This is a genomic window from Shewanella marisflavi, assembly GCF_023283925.1.
In the GTDB taxonomy this organism is placed as follows: Bacteria; Pseudomonadota; Gammaproteobacteria; order Enterobacterales; family Shewanellaceae; genus Shewanella; species Shewanella marisflavi.
On the sequence record NZ_JAKIKX010000001.1, the window covers coordinates 730,670 to 750,029 of the forward strand.

Annotated in this window: 21 protein-coding genes; 11 read left to right on the forward strand and 10 right to left on the reverse strand. The window is 49.5% G+C overall.

Annotated features, from left to right (window positions below):
- Positions 1-24 precede the first annotated feature (24 nt).
- Together L2712_RS03100 and L2712_RS03105 are read left to right on the forward strand one after the other, a co-directional pair.
- A complete protein-coding gene (locus L2712_RS03100) occupies positions 25-579 on the forward strand; it encodes a cytochrome b (protein WP_248976846.1) in 555 nt (184 codons plus the stop codon).
- Entirely contained in the window at positions 576-1,166 is a 591-nt protein-coding gene (locus L2712_RS03105) for a YceI family protein (RefSeq protein WP_248976847.1), read from the forward strand. The genes L2712_RS03100 and L2712_RS03105 overlap by 4 nt, the downstream gene beginning before the upstream one ends.
- A 61-nt stretch (positions 1,167-1,227) precedes the next feature.
- Here L2712_RS03105 and L2712_RS03110 read toward each other — a convergent pair whose 3' ends face one another.
- Complete coding sequence (locus tag L2712_RS03110) at positions 1,228-1,506, reverse strand: oxidative damage protection protein (protein WP_011864926.1); 279 nt, start codon at positions 1,504-1,506, stop codon at positions 1,228-1,230.
- Between the two features lie 2 nt (positions 1,507-1,508).
- The gene (gene mutY / locus L2712_RS03115) at positions 1,509-2,567 is read right to left on the reverse strand and encodes an A/G-specific adenine glycosylase (RefSeq protein WP_248977061.1); all 1,059 of its coding nucleotides are present in this window, start codon (positions 2,565-2,567) and stop codon (positions 1,509-1,511) included.
- Positions 2,568-2,851: 284 nt separating this feature from the next.
- On the opposite strand from mutY, the gene trmB reads away from it, so the two are divergent.
- From trmB to L2712_RS03145, 6 genes are all read left to right on the forward strand, one after another.
- Positions 2,852-3,568, forward strand: a complete 717-nt coding sequence (gene trmB / locus L2712_RS03120) for a tRNA (guanosine(46)-N7)-methyltransferase TrmB (protein ID WP_088905169.1) — start codon at positions 2,852-2,854, stop codon at positions 3,566-3,568.
- 30 nt (positions 3,569-3,598) lie between these two features.
- Positions 3,599-3,922 carry a YggL family protein gene (locus tag L2712_RS03125; RefSeq protein ID WP_033539844.1) on the forward strand — a complete coding sequence of 108 codons (324 nt, stop codon included), beginning with the start codon at positions 3,599-3,601 and terminating at the stop codon, positions 3,920-3,922.
- Positions 3,922-4,836: a glutaminase B gene (glsB, locus tag L2712_RS03130; RefSeq protein ID WP_033539845.1), complete on the forward strand. Its 915-nt coding sequence runs from the start codon at positions 3,922-3,924 to the stop codon at positions 4,834-4,836. Before L2712_RS03125 ends, glsB begins: the two co-directional genes overlap by 1 nt.
- A gap of 219 nt (positions 4,837-5,055) precedes the next feature.
- Entirely contained in the window at positions 5,056-5,886 is an 831-nt protein-coding gene (locus L2712_RS03135) for a YggN family protein (protein ID WP_248976848.1), read from the forward strand.
- 353 nt (positions 5,887-6,239) lie between these two features.
- Positions 6,240-7,181 carry a LysR family transcriptional regulator gene (locus L2712_RS03140; RefSeq protein ID WP_033539847.1) on the forward strand — a complete coding sequence of 314 codons (942 nt, stop codon included), beginning with the start codon at positions 6,240-6,242 and terminating at the stop codon, positions 7,179-7,181.
- 673 nt (positions 7,182-7,854) lie between these two features.
- Entirely contained in the window at positions 7,855-8,505 is a 651-nt protein-coding gene (locus L2712_RS03145; RefSeq protein WP_248976849.1) for a hypothetical protein, read from the forward strand.
- 231 nt (positions 8,506-8,736) lie between these two features.
- Here the strand turns inward: L2712_RS03145 and L2712_RS03150 are convergent, their stop codons facing one another.
- From L2712_RS03150 to L2712_RS03185, 8 genes are all read right to left on the reverse strand, one after another.
- Positions 8,737-10,575, reverse strand: coding sequence for a DUF885 domain-containing protein (locus L2712_RS03150; RefSeq protein ID WP_248976850.1), 1,839 nt, complete (start codon positions 10,573-10,575; stop codon positions 8,737-8,739).
- Between the two features lie 108 nt (positions 10,576-10,683).
- Entirely contained in the window at positions 10,684-11,823 is a 1,140-nt protein-coding gene (gene hemW, locus L2712_RS03155) for a radical SAM family heme chaperone HemW (RefSeq protein WP_248976851.1), read from the reverse strand.
- Complete coding sequence (gene rdgB / locus L2712_RS03160) at positions 11,823-12,422, reverse strand: RdgB/HAM1 family non-canonical purine NTP pyrophosphatase (RefSeq protein WP_248976852.1); 600 nt, start codon at positions 12,420-12,422, stop codon at positions 11,823-11,825. The genes hemW and rdgB overlap by 1 nt, the downstream gene beginning before the upstream one ends.
- 138 nt (positions 12,423-12,560) lie before the next feature.
- Positions 12,561-12,995 (reverse strand): DUF4426 domain-containing protein, encoded by a 435-nt coding sequence (locus L2712_RS03165; protein WP_033539850.1) that lies wholly within the window; start codon positions 12,993-12,995, stop codon positions 12,561-12,563.
- Positions 12,996-13,081: 86 nt separating this feature from the next.
- A complete protein-coding gene (gene yggU, locus L2712_RS03170; RefSeq protein ID WP_248976853.1) occupies positions 13,082-13,372 on the reverse strand; it encodes a DUF167 family protein YggU in 291 nt (96 codons plus the stop codon).
- Positions 13,373-13,921, reverse strand: a complete 549-nt coding sequence (locus tag L2712_RS03175) for a YggT family protein (protein WP_033539852.1) — start codon at positions 13,919-13,921, stop codon at positions 13,373-13,375.
- A 57-nt stretch (positions 13,922-13,978) separates the two neighbouring features.
- The gene (proC, locus tag L2712_RS03180) at positions 13,979-14,797 is read right to left on the reverse strand and encodes a pyrroline-5-carboxylate reductase (protein ID WP_248976854.1); all 819 of its coding nucleotides are present in this window, start codon (positions 14,795-14,797) and stop codon (positions 13,979-13,981) included.
- A 78-nt stretch (positions 14,798-14,875) separates the two neighbouring features.
- Positions 14,876-15,565 (reverse strand): YggS family pyridoxal phosphate-dependent enzyme, encoded by a 690-nt coding sequence (locus L2712_RS03185; protein WP_248976855.1) that lies wholly within the window; start codon positions 15,563-15,565, stop codon positions 14,876-14,878.
- 35 nt (positions 15,566-15,600) lie between these two features.
- Between L2712_RS03185 and L2712_RS03190 the strand changes: the two genes are divergently transcribed.
- From L2712_RS03190 to hemH, 3 genes are all read left to right on the forward strand, one after another.
- Positions 15,601-16,638: a type IV pilus twitching motility protein PilT gene (locus L2712_RS03190; RefSeq protein WP_033539855.1), complete on the forward strand. Its 1,038-nt coding sequence runs from the start codon at positions 15,601-15,603 to the stop codon at positions 16,636-16,638.
- A 12-nt stretch (positions 16,639-16,650) separates the two neighbouring features.
- Positions 16,651-17,763, forward strand: a complete 1,113-nt coding sequence (locus L2712_RS03195) for a PilT/PilU family type 4a pilus ATPase (protein ID WP_033539856.1) — start codon at positions 16,651-16,653, stop codon at positions 17,761-17,763.
- Between the two features lie 216 nt (positions 17,764-17,979).
- Positions 17,980-18,987, forward strand: coding sequence for a ferrochelatase (gene hemH, locus L2712_RS03200; protein WP_248976856.1), 1,008 nt, complete (start codon positions 17,980-17,982; stop codon positions 18,985-18,987).
- Positions 18,988-19,360: the final 373 nt, after the last annotated feature.

Here is a 19,360-nt window from a genome sequence, read left to right on the forward strand (position 1 = left end):
TTAAGTCGTTAATGAGGATGAATCGTGTTTAAAAATACTCAGAGCCGCTATGGGGTTATCAGTATCGCCTTGCATTGGTTGTCGGCCATTGCCGTATTGGTGCTGTTTGCCCTTGGTGTATGGATGGTTGAGTTGACCTATTACAGCCCTTGGTACAAGCAGGCGCCGGATCTGCATAAGAGTATCGGTGTCCTGTTGTTAGTCGCCACCCTGTGTCGTTTGCTTTGGCGTGGATTTAACCCGGCCCCCAAGGCGTTAACAGAGCATAAAAAGTGGGAGCAGGTATCGGCGGCCATAGTTCATCGCCTGCTATACCTGTTGCTGATTGCCATTTTAATCACCGGCTATCTGATATCTACGGCCGACGGCCGTGCGATTGGTGTGTTTTCGCTGGTTGAGTTACCCAGTCTAGGGCGTTTGTTCGAGGGGCAGGCGGATATTGCCGGTTGGCTGCACCAATATTTAGCCTATGGCTTTATCGCTTTGGTATCTCTGCATGCCTTGGGCGCCATAAAACATCACCTCATAGACAGAGACGCAACATTAAAACGCATGTTAAACATTAAGGAGACACAATGAAGAAGGCTTTATTAGGCGCCACACTCTTAAGCGCAATAGGTGCAGGTGCAATCATGCTTCCTATGACGGCATCAGCCGCCGATTATGTAATAGATACCCAAGGTGCTCATGCCTCGATACAGTTTAAGGTGAGTCATCTGGGCTACAGCTTTGTCGTTGGGCGTTTTAACGACTTTGAAGGTAACTTTAGCTTCGATAGCAAGCAGATCGGCGATGCAAAGGTTAATGTTGAAATCGACACTGCAAGCCTAGATTCAAACCACGCCGAACGTGACAAGCACTTAAGAAGCGAAGATTTCCTTAATGTTGCCAAGCACCCCAAGGCTAGCTTTGTTTCAAGCTCGGTGGAAGATTTAGGCCAGGGTAAGTTCGTGCTTAATGGCAATCTGACTCTTAATGGTGTCACTAAGCCGGTGGCGATAGATGCTAAGTTTATCGGTGAGGGGCAAGACCCGTGGGGTGGCTATCGCGCCGGTTTTGTTGGACAGACAGAATTTGCCCTGAAAGATTATGATATCAAGATGGACCTTGGACCAGCCTCTAGCCATGTAACCCTGGATCTTGTGGTCGAAGGTATCCGCCAGTAATCTCTTTTTGAAGTAAAGAGTATCTGCCAGACACAAAAAAGCGCCTTTCGGCGCTTTTTTATTATTCGTCATCTTTTTGCGGCACATAGCCTTCAATCTCGACCTCTTTGCCCTCAAACAGAAAGTTTACCATCTGCTCTTCGAGGAACTTGCGATCGTCAACATTCATCATGTTGAGTTTTTTCTCATTGATAAGCATGGTCTGCTTCGCCTGCCAGAGTGACCAGGCTTCCTGACTGATGTTGTCAAAAATACGCTTACCGAGTTCACCCGGGTATAGCTGAAAGGCTAGGCCGTCTGCCTCTTTCTTTAGATACTGGCAGTTAACTGTACGCGCCATGATTACTCCTTATTTAATACTGAACCTAAGTTAGACAGTAGCCGCTCCGTTGCAGCGGCGAGTCCAACCTTGGGTGGCTTGGCTATGTTATACCAGAGAGATGCCGCTTCTTCCATGATCTCATGTGGAGTTGTGGTTTTCTCGGCAATATAGGCACTGATATCCAGATGGAAATGGCTGAAGGTATGGCGAAAGCTGTCAAAGGGGTCACGACTCTTGAGGGTAAGCCCCTTAGCCTTGGCAAACTCCTCGAGTGCACTTTGACTGTCAAACTGAGGAAAACACCAGAGGCCGCCCCATATTCCCGCGGGGGGCCTCTTACTCATCAGTACTTGATCGCCTTCTTTAATGACCAGCATAAAGGCTAGCTTCTCTGGGATTGATTTTTTCGGCTTCTTACCGGGAAAATCCGTTTGACGACCCATTAGCTGTGCCTTGCAGTCGATGGCAACAGGGCAGAGCTCGCACTTAGGTTTTGAGCGGGTACAGATGCTGGCGCCAATATCCATCATCGCCTGATTGTATTTGGTTACGCCCTCTTGCGGCGTCAATGTTTGGGTGAGTTGCCACAGCTGCTCTTCGACCTCACGTTTTCCAGGCCAACCGGCGATGGCGCCATGCCTGGCCAGCACTCGCTTGACGTTACCATCTAAGATGGGGTGATGCTGACCAAGAGATAGTGAGAGTATTGCACCTGCGGTGGAGCGACCAATTCCTGGCAAGGCGAGCACCTGCTCAAATTCTGTGGGGAATTGCCCTTGATAGTCGTTAGCCACTATCTGAGCACTCTTGTGCAGGTTGCGGGCCCTGGCGTAATAGCCAAGGCCTGTCCAGTGGTGCAACACCTCATCCTGATCGGCGTTTGCCAGATCCACTATGGTTGGGAAGCGCTTCATAAAGGCTTCGAAGTAGGGGATAACGGTTGCTACCTGAGTCTGCTGCAACATGATCTCAGATACCCAAACTTTGTAGGGGGTCTTATCTTGTTGCCAGGGAAGGTGTTTGCGCCCATGTTCGTCATACCAGGAGACGATGCGCTGGTGAAATTGCTCTGTTTTCATGGCGCTCAGTGTATAGACGGGTAAGGTTTTTCTCAACCTAAATGGCATCCTTGTAAAGGCACAATTCGCGCCTGTCGGGATTATTGGTATACTTTGGCAACATAGGGCTTGCCTTAGCGCAGTAACTTTGGATAATGCCCTTCTTTTTATAATTTTCCAATCATATAAGTGTCAGGATCCAGGTCGGATCAAATGAGTTTGTGAGTCGAGCCTTGAGATGCTTGACGCTTACTTTTTCTCGGCGCTATATGGCCAATTAATGGCAGAGCAGAGGCTGAAAAATAATGAGCGAAGTAACCACAGCAGAGTTTAACGAAGAGGGTAAGTACCTTCGTAAAGTTAGAAGCTTTGTATTACGTGAAGGACGTCTGACCAAAGGCCAGGCGCAGGCCATGGAGCAGCAATGGCCTATCATGGGATTGGATTACTCTCCCGAGCCGCTGGATCTGGCTAAGGTGTTTGGCCGTGAGGCTGATACTGTGCTTGAGATTGGCTTTGGTATGGGGGCCTCACTGGTCGAGATGGCTAAGGCGGCGCCAGAGCTTAACTTTATCGGCATCGAAGTGCATAAGCCTGGCGTGGGCGCCTGCTTGGCCGATGCGGCAGAAGCGGGTGTTACAAACCTGCGCGTGTTTCACCATGATGCCATCGAAGTATTGGAAAATAGCATTCAAAGCGGTAGTTTAGCCAGGGTGCAGCTGTTCTTCCCCGATCCTTGGCATAAGAAGCGTCATCATAAGCGTCGTATCGTGCAGCCTGAGTTTGCTCAGCTTATTCGCCGCTGCCTGAAAGTGGGTGGTGTGTTCCACCTTGCGACCGATTGGGAAAACTACAGTGAGCATATGTTAGAGGTGATGAGCGCGGCACCAGGTTATAAAAACCAATCTGCCAGTGGCGATTTTGTGCCTCGCCCCGATCATCGCCCTTTGACCAAATTTGAGGCCAGAGGCCATCGCTTAGGCCATGGTGTCTGGGATCTGATGTTTGAGCGTACCGAGTAAGCTGAATTTCTATAAAGAGAGGGTATACACATGGCAACACGTAGTCGTCGTTTACGCAAGAAATTACGCATCGATGAATTTCAAGAGTTAGGTTTCGACGTAAACTGGACCTTCGAAGACTCGGTAAGCGAAGAACAGATCGATGACATTGTCGATCAGTTTATCGATCAGGTGATTGAAGCCAGAAAACTGGGTTTTCATGGTGGCGGTCATAAAGAGTGGGAAGGGATCATCGCGACCCAGACCATAGGCAAGTGCACCGAAGAAGATCGCCAAGCCGTGAGCGATTTTTGGAAGAATCAGCCAGCTAAAGATGTTGTGGTTAGCGAACTGTACGATATTTGGTGGAACTAATGCCGCAAAAGGCACTGCTCGAAAATATTATCGAGCAGGTTCGTCCGCTGCTGGGCAAGGGTAAGGTTGCCGATTATATTCCAGCCTTAGCCGAGGTGGATCCCCAAAAATTGGGGATCGCCGTCACCACAGTTGATGGTCAAACGATAGGGGCTGGAGATTATCTCGAGCCCTTTTCGATTCAGAGTATCTCTAAAGTATTTAGCCTCACGCTGGCCTTAACCCTTTATGAAGAGAGGGAGATCTGGTCTCGTGTCGGTAAAGAGCCTTCTGGGCAGTCCTTTAACTCTCTGGTTCAGATTGAACTTGAGCGCGGCGTGCCGCGAAACCCCTTTATTAATGCTGGCGCCCTGATCATTGCCGATCTCTTGCAAAGCCGTTTGGGCGCGCCCAAGCATCATATGCTAGAGGTGGTGAGAAAACTGAGCACCAATCCCCATGTGATTTACGATAAGCGTGTCGCAGCCTCTGAATATGAACACAGCGCCCGCAACGCGGCCATCGCCTATCTGATGAAGTCTTTCGGCAACTTTAATAACGATGTCGATAAGGTGCTAAAAAACTACTTTCATTACTGCGCCCTTAAGATGAGCTGCGCCGATCTGTCAAAGGCGATGCTCTACCTGGCAAACGCTGGCAAGAGCATAGACGGTAAGCCTGTGGTATCACCCATCCAGACCCGTAAACTTAATGCCCTACTGGCGACATCTGGCCTGTATGATGGGGCTGGAGAGTTTGCCTATCGGGTAGGTATGCCAGGTAAGAGTGGCGTCGGGGGCGGTATTATTGCCGTGATCCCAGGTGATATGAGTGTCTGTGTCTGGTCACCCGAACTAGATAAGAATGGCAACTCATTAGCGGGAACCGCCGCACTTGAACATCTCTCCCAGGCCTTGGGCCGTTCTATCTTTTAAAGGCTGCGATCGCCGCTTTATCAGTTAGTAAAATTCACTAAAAACTGGTTGGAGAGTTAACTTTTCTCACTAGGTCTATCCTATCGAATATGGCTATCCTTTTGATTGTATTGAATTAGTTAATTTTGGCACGATATCTGTATTCTCTGTAATCAACGACACATGGTGCCCCTTGAGCTACACATCATGTGAATCATCGACGACTTAAGGAATAAGAACATGAAGAAACTGACAGCATCTCTTGGACTGACTGCATTTGTACTAGCGACAACGAGTTCGGCTTGGGCCGGCGAGGGTAAAGATAACCAGATCTCCTTTGGCCGTGACGACAAGCAGTGCGAGGTGAGTCTCAATTATGATGTCTCGGTGGAGCCGAGCAAGTTGGTTGTCAGTAAATCAAAAAAAGAGGTCTATCGTATCGAGCTGGGTCAGCTCTATGTCGATGGCGACAGAGTCCAGCTTAATGACAAACAGCAGGCACTGGTTAATCAGTATGCGGGGGAGGTGTCTAAGCAACTTCCTGAGGTGATCGATGTGGTACATGACGCCGTGGATATCGCCTCTACCGCCGTAAGCATGGCATTAACGCCGCTACTCGGTGATGCCGCCGGTGCTAAGATTGATGAGATGATGGACAGCCTGGCTAAGCGTATCGATACCGTAGCCTATCAAAATGGCGATAAGTTTTACCTTGGCGCAACCGAGTCCTCTCTGGAAGACACCTTTGGTAAGGAGTTTGAAAAAGAGATGGAGCAGGTCGTTCAAAGTTCAATCGGTAGCATGATGATGACCCTGGGCAGCGAGATGATGAACGGCGATGGTGATACCTTCGAAGAGAAGATGAACGCCTTTTCTGCCAAGATGGAGCGAGTCGGTGATGATATCGAAGCCCAAATCGAGCAACAGGCAACAGATTTAGAAGTGCGCGCCGACAAGCTGTGTGACAACTTTCAGCATCTGGTTATGATTGAGTCACAGCTGCGCAGCGAAATCCCCGCACTGAGCGATTTCCCATTAGTGAGCGCTAAACAGCAGCCGCTGCGCGAGTAATTCGCAAGTTAATTCCTCTGGCATCGCAAGATCCACATTTCCCTGCACTTACCTTGGGTGCAGGGCTTTTTTTTGCCTTCAGGTTGCTTTTTGTTATTGGCTTTTCCTAATGTCCTATCTGGGTGTATAGTGACTAAAAAATAGGTATTAGAATCAAAGTGCAAATCTTTGGTATACTTGTAAAAATAATAACAATGCTGGCTAAATTTCGATAACGAAATTGAAATGGCTAACAGTCTGACTCTACTCTTAAAATAATCTGCATAGTCAAGGGGATAACTCTAAACCGTTGAGGTATCTCTATGATTTATAATTGGTATTTATAGTGTCGCATACACCTTAAGGCTATTTAAATGTTAGAACTTTTAGAACCTATTGCAATTTTTACTCATGTTGCTCGCGCCGGGAGTTTTAGCTCTGCAGCGCGAAAATTGGGGATTTCTAAGTCAAAAGTCAGTACTCAGGTTGCCGATCTTGAGCATAAATTAGGTGTTCAGCTGATACAGCGTACCACTCGAAGCCTGAGTTTAACCGAAGCCGGACAGCTACTTTATGCACAAGGTGAGGAGTTACTTCGCGACGCAGACCAGGCGGTTGCCAGTGTGCATAATCTCAACGATGCGACACGTGGTGTACTCAAGGTGGGGATTTCGCAGTCTTTCGGTACCATGCATATCATTCCTGCATTGCCTGATTTTATGGCCAGACATCCTGAGTTGGAGTTGCAGGTCAGTTTGCTGGATCATAAGGTCGATGTGGTCAGCGAAGGGCTAGATCTTTTACTAACCATGTCAGAGCAGTTGCCGCTGGGCATGGTTGCCAGACCTTTGATGAAGTGTCAGTTTCTGTTAGCCGCATCGCCAGACTATGTAGCTAAGCATGGTTATCCTGATCGCCCCGAGCAGTTGGTGGATCATAACTGTCTCGTTTACCAAGGTGAGTGGCACGAACATAGCGTGTGGCAGTTTAAGAAGGGCGATGATTACTGCGAGATAGGTGTGTCGGGTAATTTCAGAGTCGACAATGCCCCAGCACTTAAGTCTGCCGCTGTGAGCGGTTTAGGTGTCGTCTATTTGGCCAGTTACCTGCTCGAAGATGAGATAGAGAAGGGGACTTTGGTGCCATTATTGCCTGAGTGGCAATTGACTCATCACCTGCCTCTGCAGGCGGTTTACCCAAGACGTAAGCACTTGGCGCCAAAGGTCAGTGCCTTTATCGATTTTATTAAAGACCATATTGGCTCGCCTCCATATTGGGATGAACCATATGCAGCGCTGTATGCTCAGCGTAAATAACCTGAAGTGACTGAAAAAGCAGCATTTTGTCCATGTCAGCGTCAAGGTTATTGCTACTTTCAGTTATCAATAACTTAAAAACATTGTTCTCTTAACAAGACGATAACCCTGGGCGTGAGAAATGCCCAGGGTTATTTTTTTAAAATCATATAGTTAAAAAAGTATTGCCTATCTGATTTGCAATGGCTTATTTAGGTTGAGCTAATCCTTGAACAGAATTCACGTTGCAGTCTGTTCTTTATTTAATACAATAGTTGCAGTTGATATCGGGATGACCTGATTCAGATAGCTGAGGATGAGAATGACCCCTCTCATGTTTGGTTACACAGGTCGGCGTTACTGCAATCTTGGATCAATGCTGGCAGCGGTTTAAGAACTAAAACAATGCTAGCCTTAAAACCATCATCCTAGTTTTGGTTTACCCCAGCAATTATTGCTGGGGTATTTTTCTTTTAAGCGTCCTCATTTTTTCCCCCTCTCAATTCGGCCGCTATTTCGTCATGCGATGCTATCTCTTCACTTCTTTTTTGCGCAGGCTTACCTAAGTTTGTGGTGAAATATAGCTGTCTAATAAAGATTATTTAATTTATCTATTATGGTACTGGATTAAAACTCAGGGTATTGTGCTGTGAATGTTCGCATGTTTATGCCCATGGCAGTTAAAGGGATGTTTATGGTTAAAAAAATTGTATTACTTATTGCCGCATTGATTGGTCTTGTTATCCTCGCCGGGATCTACCGGTTTAACTTTACTGACGATGATCTCTATGTCGTACAGCAAGATGGTACTGTGGTTCCCCTTAATGAAGACAGGGATAATGTCATTCTGACTCTGTTTAGTATCAAGACTCATAAGCACTGGGTTATCCAATTGCCTGAGTCTGATGCAGAGGCACAATTAACCAGAGTTGGCCTAGGCGACAGCCCTTTTGTCAGTGGTGACTACCAGGATGGCCCAGAGCGTGGCAGCGTAAACCTGGATTATCAAAAGATTCTGCCGATTAATGGCGCAGGCATTGATGCAAGCAAGAATATGCTATTTGTCGCGCCCTTTTTTGTTTCCAATCAGGGCAGTGGCGTGTTTTATTATTTGGGCTTGTTTAGCCTGAATCATCAAAGTGGTGAAATAAAACAGCTTGGCACGCATCTGCTTGGCGACAGAATCGAGATAAAGTCGCTTACAATCGATGAGCCATTCGATGTTACCTCAAGCCTGGTTGTCAGTTACCTGACCCATGGCGATGAGCAGAGCATGGCTCAGCAGCCAGCGAAAGTAATGCAAGAAAGCATTAAGGTGTCAGATAAAGGCTTTGAGGCTGATTAATAGCTGCTTCAAAGCTATGCGGTAATTTCCATCCTTCATCGCCCAAGTACTGCTGTACTCAAAATGACACTTAAGATGCCACTTAAGATAGCACTTAGATAAAAAGGCCGCTCAATGGAGCGGCCTTTTTAATGAGGCTCTGAAACATTGTTCAACAAATCATTGGCGATTTAAGCTATTGGTGACTTAAGTATTAGTGACTTAAGTATTAGCGACTTAAGTATTAGCGACTTAGGCATTGTTGGCCCAGTTCATCACCTTAGATTCCAATATATCCAAGGGTAGCGGACCGTTCTTAAGCACTAAGGTGTGGAACTCACGAATATCGAACTTGTCTCCCATGATCTCCTTGGCCTTCTCGCGAATATTGACAATCTTCAGCATACCAATCTTGTAGGCCGTGGCTTGAGATGGCATCACAATATGGCGCTCGACCATCTTAACCGCATCAGACTCGGCGTTAGGGGTATTATTCATGTAATACTGAATGCCCTGCTCACGGGTCCACTTCTTAGCGTGTATACCGGTATCGACGACCAGACGGCATGAGCGCCACAGCTCCATGGCCAAGCGACCAAAATCAGAGTAAGGGTCTTGATACAGGCCCATCTCCTTAGGGAAGTACTCACTGTAGAGTCCCCAGCCTTCTATGTAGGCTGTATAGCCGCCAAACTTTCTGAACTTGGGAATGCTCTCCAATTCCTGGGCGATGGCTATCTGCATGTGGTGGCCAGGGGTACCTTCATGATAGGCCAGTGCCTCCATCTGATACTTGGGCATGGCCTCCATGTCGTAAAGGTTGGCGTAGTAGGTGCCTGGGCGGCTGCCGTCTGGGGTAGGTTGGTTGTAGAAGGCCTTACCCGCCGATTTCTCTCTAAAGGCTTCGACGCGCTTGACTATCATGGGCGCCTTGGGCTTAACATAAAACACCTCATCCAGACGGGAAGAGATGTTATCGATCAGCGTCTTGGCGTCATTTAAGTAGGCGCTGCGACCTTCTTCAGTATCTGAATAGTAGAACTGTTTATCTTCGCGCATAAATTTAAAGAAGGCCTTAAGATCGCCTTCAAAGCCGACCTTCTTCATGATGGCGCGCATCTCTTGGTGGATACGATCGACCTCGGCAAGACCCAGCTGGTGGATATTATCGGCTGTCATATCTGTGGTTGTGGTGCGTGCCAAGGCATTGTTATAGAAGGCTTCACCATCTCTGAACTTCCACACCCCATCTTTGGTATTGGCGCGCTTCTCAAGGGTTTCTATGTAAGCGATCAGCTTGTCATAGGCAGGCTTAACCTGAGCGGTGAGAGCTTGTTTGGCTTCATCAAGTAGCTGCTGTTGCTCGCTTTCAGTTATGGCTAACTTGGCGACTTTACGCTGAAAGTCTGCCCAGATGGCGCTATCCTCTCCCTGGTTAAAGGGAGTGCCATTGATGATATTACGGCTGTCGGATAACACATAGGCGAAGACAAACTTAGGCGCGATGATCCCCACCTTGGCGCGCTCTTCCAGCGCAGCCTCTAGCTGCTGCATATAGCGAGGCACACCATTGAGTCGACTGATATAGGCCTTGGCATCTGAGACGCTGTCTATCTGGTGTTGGTTAATCAGGAAAGAGGCCACCATAGAGTGACCACCGTACATCTGGTTTACCGGGTAGCTGTACAGGCGCCATTTATAATCGCTGATGCTGTTTTCAAGCTTTTGGGTCAGCAGGTCATAGCTTAAGCGAGTTTGTGCATCGAGTTTAGCGATATCTAGCTGCTTAAGTTGAACAAGGTGTTTCTTGTTACGTGCCAGGCTCTCCTTATCGGCGGCTTCACCACGCTCATCCCACTTGTCGTAGTCTTTCTTAATCCCCAGGTGTGTCTGGCGGATGGGGCTGGCCATCACATTCTCCATGAAGATGGCTTCAAACAGTTGATTGGCTTTTAATGATTCCTGAGTGCTCAACTGGGCGCTTGGCTCAGAGGCACTATGTAATAGAGAGATAGGAGCGGCGTGAAGGGCGCCGGAAATAAGGGTCGCCAGAGAGAAGGCGATAATTGTCGTTTTTGTTTTTATAGGCATAAGTAGGGCTTCCGTTGTTTGGTGCCCATTATCCTAATAAAGCTGACGATTAAATATGCGAACTAAGTGTTAGAAAATGTTTCTATTCCCCTCTGATGAGGGGAAAGATTATTCGCAAAAGAGTCCAAGGAGTTCATTGACGAACATGTTGCCTTTGGCGGTGAGTTGCCAATGTTCCTCGCCGATAATGACCAGGCCTTTGGCGGCGCCGCGTGCCATACCTTCATCGAGCACCTGGGCGGACAAGCCGGTGCGGCTTTCAAATTCACTTTTGGGAATAGGTGACATTAGCCTGAGGCGGTTCATCAGATATTCCAATGCCCTGTCTTCTGGCAATACCTCGCTCTTATCGAACAGGTAATCACTGGCACCAAGGTAGCCCTTGGGGTGCTTTATTTTGACCGTGCGCCAGATACGCTGATCTTGGGCAGTGGTTATCTTGCCATGGGCGCCACAGCCAATGCCCAGATAGTCACCAAATTGCCAATAGTTGAGGTTGTGGCGACAACGATATCCCGGCTTGGCGTAGGCGGAGATCTCATACTGTTCATAGCCGAGTGCCTTGAGGCGCTGCTGGCCCTGCTCATAGATCTGCCAAAGATCTTCATCGTCAGGCAGCTGAGGGGGCTTAGAGTGAAACAGGGTATTGGGCTCTATGGTGAGCTGATACCAGGAGAGGTGAGGCGGATTAAGCGCCGCCGCCGTGTCGATATCACGCATCGCCTCTTCAAAGCTTTGGTTTGGCAGGCCATGCATCAGATCGAGATTAAAGCTTTGATAGCCAGCCTCGGCCGCCTTGCTTGCCGCGACTTCAGCCTCCTGCTTATCGTGTATCCTGCCCAAGAGGTTGAGCTTATCGCTGGAAAAACTCTGGACTCCGATGGAGAGGCGAGTGACGCCGGCGGCGCGATAAGCGCTAAAGTCGTCATGTTCCAGCGTGCCTGGGTTGGCCTCCATGGTGATCTCTATATCCGCTGCGAAAGGGATCTGCTCAGCGACCCCTTCGAGCAGACGCTTAATCTGACTGGCATCAAACAAAGACGGCGTACCGCCACCGATAAAGATGGAGTGCAGGTTACGTCCCTGAACATAAGCGGCATCGGCAGCTAAGTCCGCCAGTAGCGCATCGACATACTCTTGCTGCGGCAGCTCACCATGCTGTCCATGGGAGTTGAAGTCACAGTAGGGACATTTCTGCACGCACCAGGGAATATGAATATAGAGGCTGAGCGGAGGTAGCTGTAGCATTAACCTAATACACCCTTAGCCTTAAGTTCGCTTAGCAGCAGTTGCATCGCCTTGCCCCTGTGGCTGAGGGCATTTTTCTCATCGCTGCTCAGTTCGGCGGCGCTGCACTCATGCTCAGCGGGAATAAAGATAGGGTCGTAGCCGTGGCCATTGTCACCCTTAGGCTCGAAACCTACGGTGCCTTCCCAGGACGCCTGGCAGATGATGGGAGTAGGATCTTTGGCATGGCGCATATAGACCAAGATACACTGAAAGCGTGCGCGGCGCTGGTCTGAATCTCCTAGGGCGCCGAGCAACTTAGTGTAGTTGTCGCTGTCGCTTGCCCCTTCGCCGCCGTAACGGGCGGAGTAGATCCCTGGTGCGCCTTCAAGGGCATCCACCTCTAAACCTGAGTCGTCGGCGATGGCGGCAAGGCCGGTGACCTCGGCGGCATGACGCGCCTTGATGATCGCATTCTCAACGAAGGTGGTGCCTGTCTCCGGTACCTCTTCGACATTGAATTGGCTCTGAGGCAGGACCTCTATGCCATATTCGGCGAGGATCTCGGCAAACTCTTTCAGTTTCCCCTTGTTGCCGCTGGCTAGTACGATTTGATTCATGTTTAGTGACTCATTGTGGCAGGTTTCATTGGCGGCAATGATACCCAAGCTGGGCGGGAAACGATAGAGCAAAGCCAGCAAAAATAACGCCGCGAACCTAAGTGCGCGGCGTTATTGAGAGCTATCGGTTTTGACTGATTAATCGACGTAGAATTTCTGCTTAAACTTCAGCTGAGTGTTGAGCTTATTGCCATGCTTGATGGCGATCTGAAAGTTGATCTCTTGATCGTCACGGTAGGGTACTTCGGCAATATAGTAGATAGCATCACCTTCACGGATCTCTTTAAATGACAGTTCAACCCTGGCATCGAGCAGGTTGTTAGCGATCCCTGAGATCTCCACTGGCACGGCCGGATTGCCCTCGGCATTGGTATCCAGCACCGAGATGTTAATCAGCCCGGTATAGCTACTGCGTGTGATGCCATAGGTCTTAGCAATCGATGGCGTAATAAAGGTGCTGCCCAGGGCAACATAGTGAATATCGAAATTACCGACTGTCTGTTTTTGCTCTGCAAAGGCATTGCTCATGGGAAGCAGCATAAGCGCCAAGGCACAGAAAAGGGTACGTATCATGGTGGACTCCTGTCACGGAACAATTGATTCTAGTATAGCTATTAAAGTCTTAACCTGGGGCCACTGGCTTTATTTGCTTACACATTTCATGGGATTAAGGTCGTAATCACCTCTGGGATCGCCTTGGGCATCACCACGCGGATCTGCTTGTGGCGCCCCAGCTCCCCCTTTTCGATAAGGATATTGCCCTTGGCAGTTTTAAACTGCTTTGCCAGAAACTTGCAAAGGTGGGCATTAGCCTTACCGTCGATGGGAGGAGCGGTAATGGCAACCTTAAGCTCGTCGCCATGGGGACCAATGATCTGGTCCCGGCTGGCTTTCGGCTGAATATAGAGCCTGATTAATAGATCTTCCTGCTCTCGTGTTACGGGTGGCATCTAGACGTTGGCCCAGAAGGGAACGTATTGAGACAGCAACTTGTTGATAAAGATCAGGCCGAACATAAAGATCATTACAGAGAAGTCCAGGCCGCCCATGGGGGGAATGATTCGGCGTATTGGAGCAACCAGTGGCTCAGTCAATTGCGCCATTACCATCTCAATCGGGTTATGTCCCTGGCTGACCCAGCTAAGAATCGCCCGCAGGATAAGCATCCAAAACAGCAAGACGCCTGCCTGCTTAATCACAGAGACCAGGGCTACCAGGAGTATGATCGGCAGGTTTATATCAGCGCCCGCCATCAGGCTGAGGATCACAAACTTAATCACGACCACAGCAAGCGCGAGTACCACAGAAGCCGTATCTAAACTGCCCAATGGCGGCAGGACGCGACGCATAGGGCCGACGATAGGATGGGTCGCCTTCACGACAAACTGACTGAAGGGGTTGTAAAAATCGGCGCGGGCAAGCTGCAGCCAGATACGAATAATGACCACCATAAGGTACAGGTCAAACAGGGTGTTCACTAAAAAGCTAAATGCATCCATTGTGTTTCTCTACTTATATGTATCGAATGAATCTGTTCGAATAAAAAAGGGCTAGACCTAAAACTGTTTTGCCATCTCCTGGGCTCTGTCCATGCAGTCATGCATGGCGGTGCGCACTATCTCTCTCAGACCTGCGCGTTCGAACGCCGCCAGCGCCTGCGCCGTGGTGCCGCCCTTAGAGGTGACATTTTCTCTTAACTGCGCCGGAGAAAGCTGCGGATTTTGCTTTACCATAGAGGCCGCGCCTAAGGCTGCCTGCTGCACCATCTCTCTGGCAGTTTGCTCATCGACGCCATCTTGTTTGGCACTGTCAATCATAGCCTCCATCATAAGGAAAAAATAGGCCGGAGAGCTGCCTGCCAGGGCGATAACTTGATTGAGATCATCTTCCTTTTCGACCCAGACTACTTCGCCACCCGTCTTCATGATCTGCTCACACAGTTGGCGATCGGCTTCACTTACCCCTGGCTGGGCATAGAGGCCTGTCATGCCAAGGCCGATTTGAGTGGGAGTGTTGGGCATGGTGCGGATAAGCTTTATTGGCTGCTTAAAGAAGCTATGGTAACGCTCGGCCGTGACACCTGCGGCGATGGTGACAATCAGCTTATCTTTGAGATCTAGGCCGCTCATCTCTTCACACACCTGCTGCATCAGCTGAGGTTTCACCGCTAGCACGATAACATCGGCATTTTTGGCCGCGTTAAGATTGTCGTGGGAGACTATGATGCCTAAATCATTTTTCAGGGCGACCAGCTTGGCCTCGCTGGGGTTGGTGGCATGAATCAGCTGCGGCGCATAGCCGCCTTTTACCAAACCACTGGTGATACTGCGGGTCATGTTTCCTGCGCCGATAAAGCAAATCTTCTTCTGTGTCATAAGGCTCTCTATTTATTCGTCTAATTATCTATATTTGGGCACTGGGTTAAATTACAAGGCCAAAGCTTAAGCTTTGGCCTAGTCACGCTCGCCAAAGATGGCGCTGCCGATACGCACCATGGTCGAGCCCGAGGCGATAGCCAGTTCCAGATCTTGGCTCATTCCCATGGAGAGGGTATCAATTGCCGGATAGCTCTGTTGTAGCTGTTTAAACAGGGTTTGCATTTGGCGAAACTCAGCCTGCTGTACCGATTGATCAGAGGTGGCGGTCGGAATGGCCATTAGCCCTCTGAGTGTCAGCTTGGGCAGGGCCGAGATAGCATCGGCCAGCGGCGCTATCTCCTCTGGCGAGACTCCAGACTTACTCTCTTCCTGGCTGATATTCACCTGAATACAGACCTGAAGCGGCGGCAGATCCTCTGGGCGCTGCTCGCTCAGGCGTCTGGCGATTTTTTCTCGGCTCAGGGTATGCATCCAATCAAAATGTTCGGCGATACTCTTGCTCTTGTTCGATTGCAGTGGGCCGATAAAATGCCACTCTATGTCACCGTGGCTTTCACGTAGGGCTTTAACCTTCTCTTCCCCTTCCTGGACATAGTTTTCACCAAAAAGCCGTTGCCCGGCATCATATGCCGCTACTATCTGCGAAATAGGCTTGGTTTTACTGACTGCCAGCAGCTGTATGTCCTTGCTGTCACGTGATGAATTTTGCGCCGCTTGAGCGATTCTTTGGTGGGCGTCAGCCAGTCTGTCTGCTATTGTTGTCATGTTGTAAGTTTTTGGTTGAATGGATATCCCATACTATGGAAATCACAGAGTTACTTGCCTTTAGTGTAAAACACAACGCGTCGGATCTACACCTTTCAGCGGGAGTATCTCCCATGATACGTGTTGATGGCGAGGTCAGAAAGATTAATCTGCCGGCCCTGGATCATCAAGGCGTACATAGCCTCGTTTATGACATCATGAACGACAAACAGCGTAAAGATTATGAAGAGCACTTAGAGATAGATTTCTCGTTCGAAGTGCCCAATTTAGCTCGCTTCCGTGTGAACGCCTTTAACCAATCGCGTGGCGCCGCGGCGGTGTTTCGTACTATTCCCAGCGAGATCTTAAGCCTAGAAAAACTCGGTGCCCCCGATATTTTCAAAAAGATTGCCAGCTTCCCTCGTGGCCTGGTGCTGGTAACCGGCCCCACAGGTTCGGGTAAGAGTACCACCCTGGCGGGCATGATAGATTATGTGAACGAAAACCGTCACGACCATATCCTGACCATCGAAGACCCTATCGAATTCGTACACCAGAATAAGCAATGTCTGATCAACCAGAGGGAAGTGCACAGACACACCCACAGCTTCAACGCGGCGCTACGTAGCGCACTGCGTGAAGACCCGGACGTGATCCTGGTGGGTGAGATGCGTGACCTTGAAACCATTCGTCTGGCCATGACGGCGGCGGAAACCGGTCACTTAGTATTCGGTACCCTGCACACCACCTCGGCGGCGAAAACCATTGACCGTGTGGTCGACGTTTTCCCTGAAGGTGAAAAGAGTATGGTTCGTACCATGTTGTCTGAATCACTGCAGGCGGTTATCTCGCAAACCCTGATCAAGAAGGTAGGCGGCGGCCGTGTGGCAGCTCACGAGATCATGATGGGTACCCCGGCTATCCGTAACCTGATCCGTGAAGACAAGGTGGCCCAGATGTACTCGGCCATTCAAACGGGTATGGCTCACGGGATGCAGACTCTTGATCAATGCTTGCAGAATCTGGTTAATCGCGGCCTGATCACCCGTGAAGATGCAATGTCTAAGAGTTCTAATAAAAACGCTAGTTTCTAGTAAGGTTTGATTATGGAAGTTCGTCCATTTTTAAAGGTGATGGTAGAGCGTAAGGCATCGGATCTATTCATCACGGCTGGTTTTCCTCCCAGCGCCAAGGTTGATGGTGAGGTGAGACCCCTTGCCGAAAATCCCTTTACGCCGGCTCAGTCACTGGAGTTTGTCGAAGCCTTGATGACAGAGGCTCAGCGCAAAGAGTTTCATGAGACCCGCGAATGTAACTTCGCCTATGGCGAGAAGGATCTGGGGCGTTTCCGTGTTAGCGCCTTCTGGCAGCGAGAGTCGCCAGGTTGCGTTATGCGTCGCATCGAGACCAAGATCCCGCTAGTCGAAGATCTTCATCTGCCGCCAATTTTGAAAGACTTAGTGATGAGTAAGCGCGGTCTTATCATCATGGTGGGTGGTACGGGTACGGGTAAGTCGACTTCGCTCGCGGCCCTGGTGGGCTATCGCAATGCCCATGCTCGCGGTCATATTCTGACCATCGAAGATCCGGTGGAATTTGTCCATGACCATCGCAAGAGCATCATCACTCAGCGAGAGGTGGGCATAGATACTGACTCTTTCGATGCTGCGCTAAAGAGCTCCTTGCGTCAGGCACCAGATGTCATTCTGATCGGTGAGATCCGAACCCAGGAAACCATGGAGTTTGCCCTGTCGTTCGCTGAAACCGGTCACCTCTGTATGGCAACCTTGCACGCCAACAACGCTAACCAGGCGCTGGACCGCATCATGCACCTGGTGCCAGAGAGTAAGCACCAGCAGTTACTGTTCGATTTGTCGTTAAACCTGCGCGGCATTGTGGCGCAGCAGTTGGTGCCAAAGAGTGACGGTACCGGTCGCCGTGCGGCGATCGAGGTATTGATTAACACCCCAAGGGTTTCCAGCATTATCCAGAAGAACGAGCTGCATCTGCTTAAGGAAACCATGGCGAAATCCAATGAGCAGGGGATGCAGACCTTTGACCAGGCGCTACTCAAGCTCTATGTGGAAGGTGAGATCAGCTACTCGGATGCATTGCATCACGCCGACTCGCCAAACGATCTGCGCTTGATGATTAAGCTGCAAAGCTCAGAGTCTGCAAGTTCAGGCTTTATGGAAGGTGTGACGCTGGATCTCGACTAGGTGTTATTGCCTTCGCGAAAAACCGATAAAGTATTTATCGGTTTTTTTATGTGCCAGCCTTGATCCTCACAGGTCTTGGCTGCGTACATTGGCAGGGTATAAGGTCAGCCATGGTTAAAGTGGGACCTAATTCGAGTAATTTAAATTTTGGTATTCACCCAGGTGCCTGTTCACAATAAAGTAATTGGCATCTTAGCGTAAAAACAAGGAAGCAAATTGGCTAACTATTTTGGATTGAGCAAACAGCAGGGTCATGGCGCTCGCGGCAAGACCACAGTGCTGCTGATGAACCTGGGCACCCCAGATGCGCTAACCACAGGCGCCGTACGCCGTTATCTGGCGGAGTTTTTATCAGATCCCAGAGTGGTGGAGATCCCTAAGCTGCTATGGATGCTGATATTGCACGGCATCATACTCAGAGTGCGCCCGGCCAAGTCTGCTGCCCTGTATCAATCTATTTGGACAGAGCAGGGCTCACCCTTGATGGCGATCACTAAGGCGCAAAGGGATAAACTCGCGCAGCAATTGAGTGGCAGTGACGTCAATGTGGCGTTCTGCATGCGTTACGGTCAGCCAAGCGTCAAGGAGACCTTGAGACGTTTGCATAGTGAGGGCACAGACAAGCTTATTGTCTTGCCGCTTTACCCTCAGTACGCAGCGCCCACAACGGCCTCAGCCTTCGATGCCCTGACCAAAGAGCTTGCCCAGTGGCGCTACCTTCCATCGCTGCACTTTATCAACACTTATCATGATCATCCCGACTATATTGCGGCGCTGGCGGACTCTATCGCTAATGATTTTGAGCAACATGGTAAGCCGAAGAAGTTAGTGCTCTCTTACCACGGTATGCCCGAGCGTAACCTGCACCTTGGTGATCCCTATTACTGCTTGTGTCAGAAGACGACCCGTTTGGTAGTGGAGCGTCTAGGACTCACCGATGGCGACTATATCACCACCTTCCAGTCGCGCTTTGGTAAGGCCAAGTGGCTTGGACCCTACACGGATGCCACCTTAGAAGCCTTGGCAAAAGAAGGCGTCGATGATATTGCCATTGCCTGTCCGGCCTTTAGCGCCGACTGTCTGGAAACCCTCGAAGAGATTGAACACGAGAATCGGGATGTGTTCATTCAGGCGGGGGGCGAAAAGTATCGTTACATTGCCTGTCTCAATGATAGGGATGATCATATTGAGATGATGGCGAATCTCGTGAGGCCTTATCTTTAACTGGGAAGGTTAAAGGGGGATTCTTGGTTGCCTCAAGGTGGCCATTGGTGAAATGCTGAGTCTTTAAAAGGACTCGGCATTTTTGTTTTTGAAGATTGAGTCTTCACTTTTCTCTCGTTTCGAGAGTCATTGCTATAGGAAGTTTCGCTGCCTTTCTTCGAGGGAGTGGCTGCAATTTTTTGAAGCTTTCGGCTTCATTTCAATTTATGGCAGTGATTGCAACACTGAGCGTCAATGTCATCAATAGCCTGCGGCTCGCTCTTGTGCAGATACATCTGCTACACGCCGTGCATCCGTCCGTGGAGGCTCGACGATGGCATCCCTGCCATCGACGTTCGCAGATGCATCTACACCGGGTTAATTATCTCTTCGA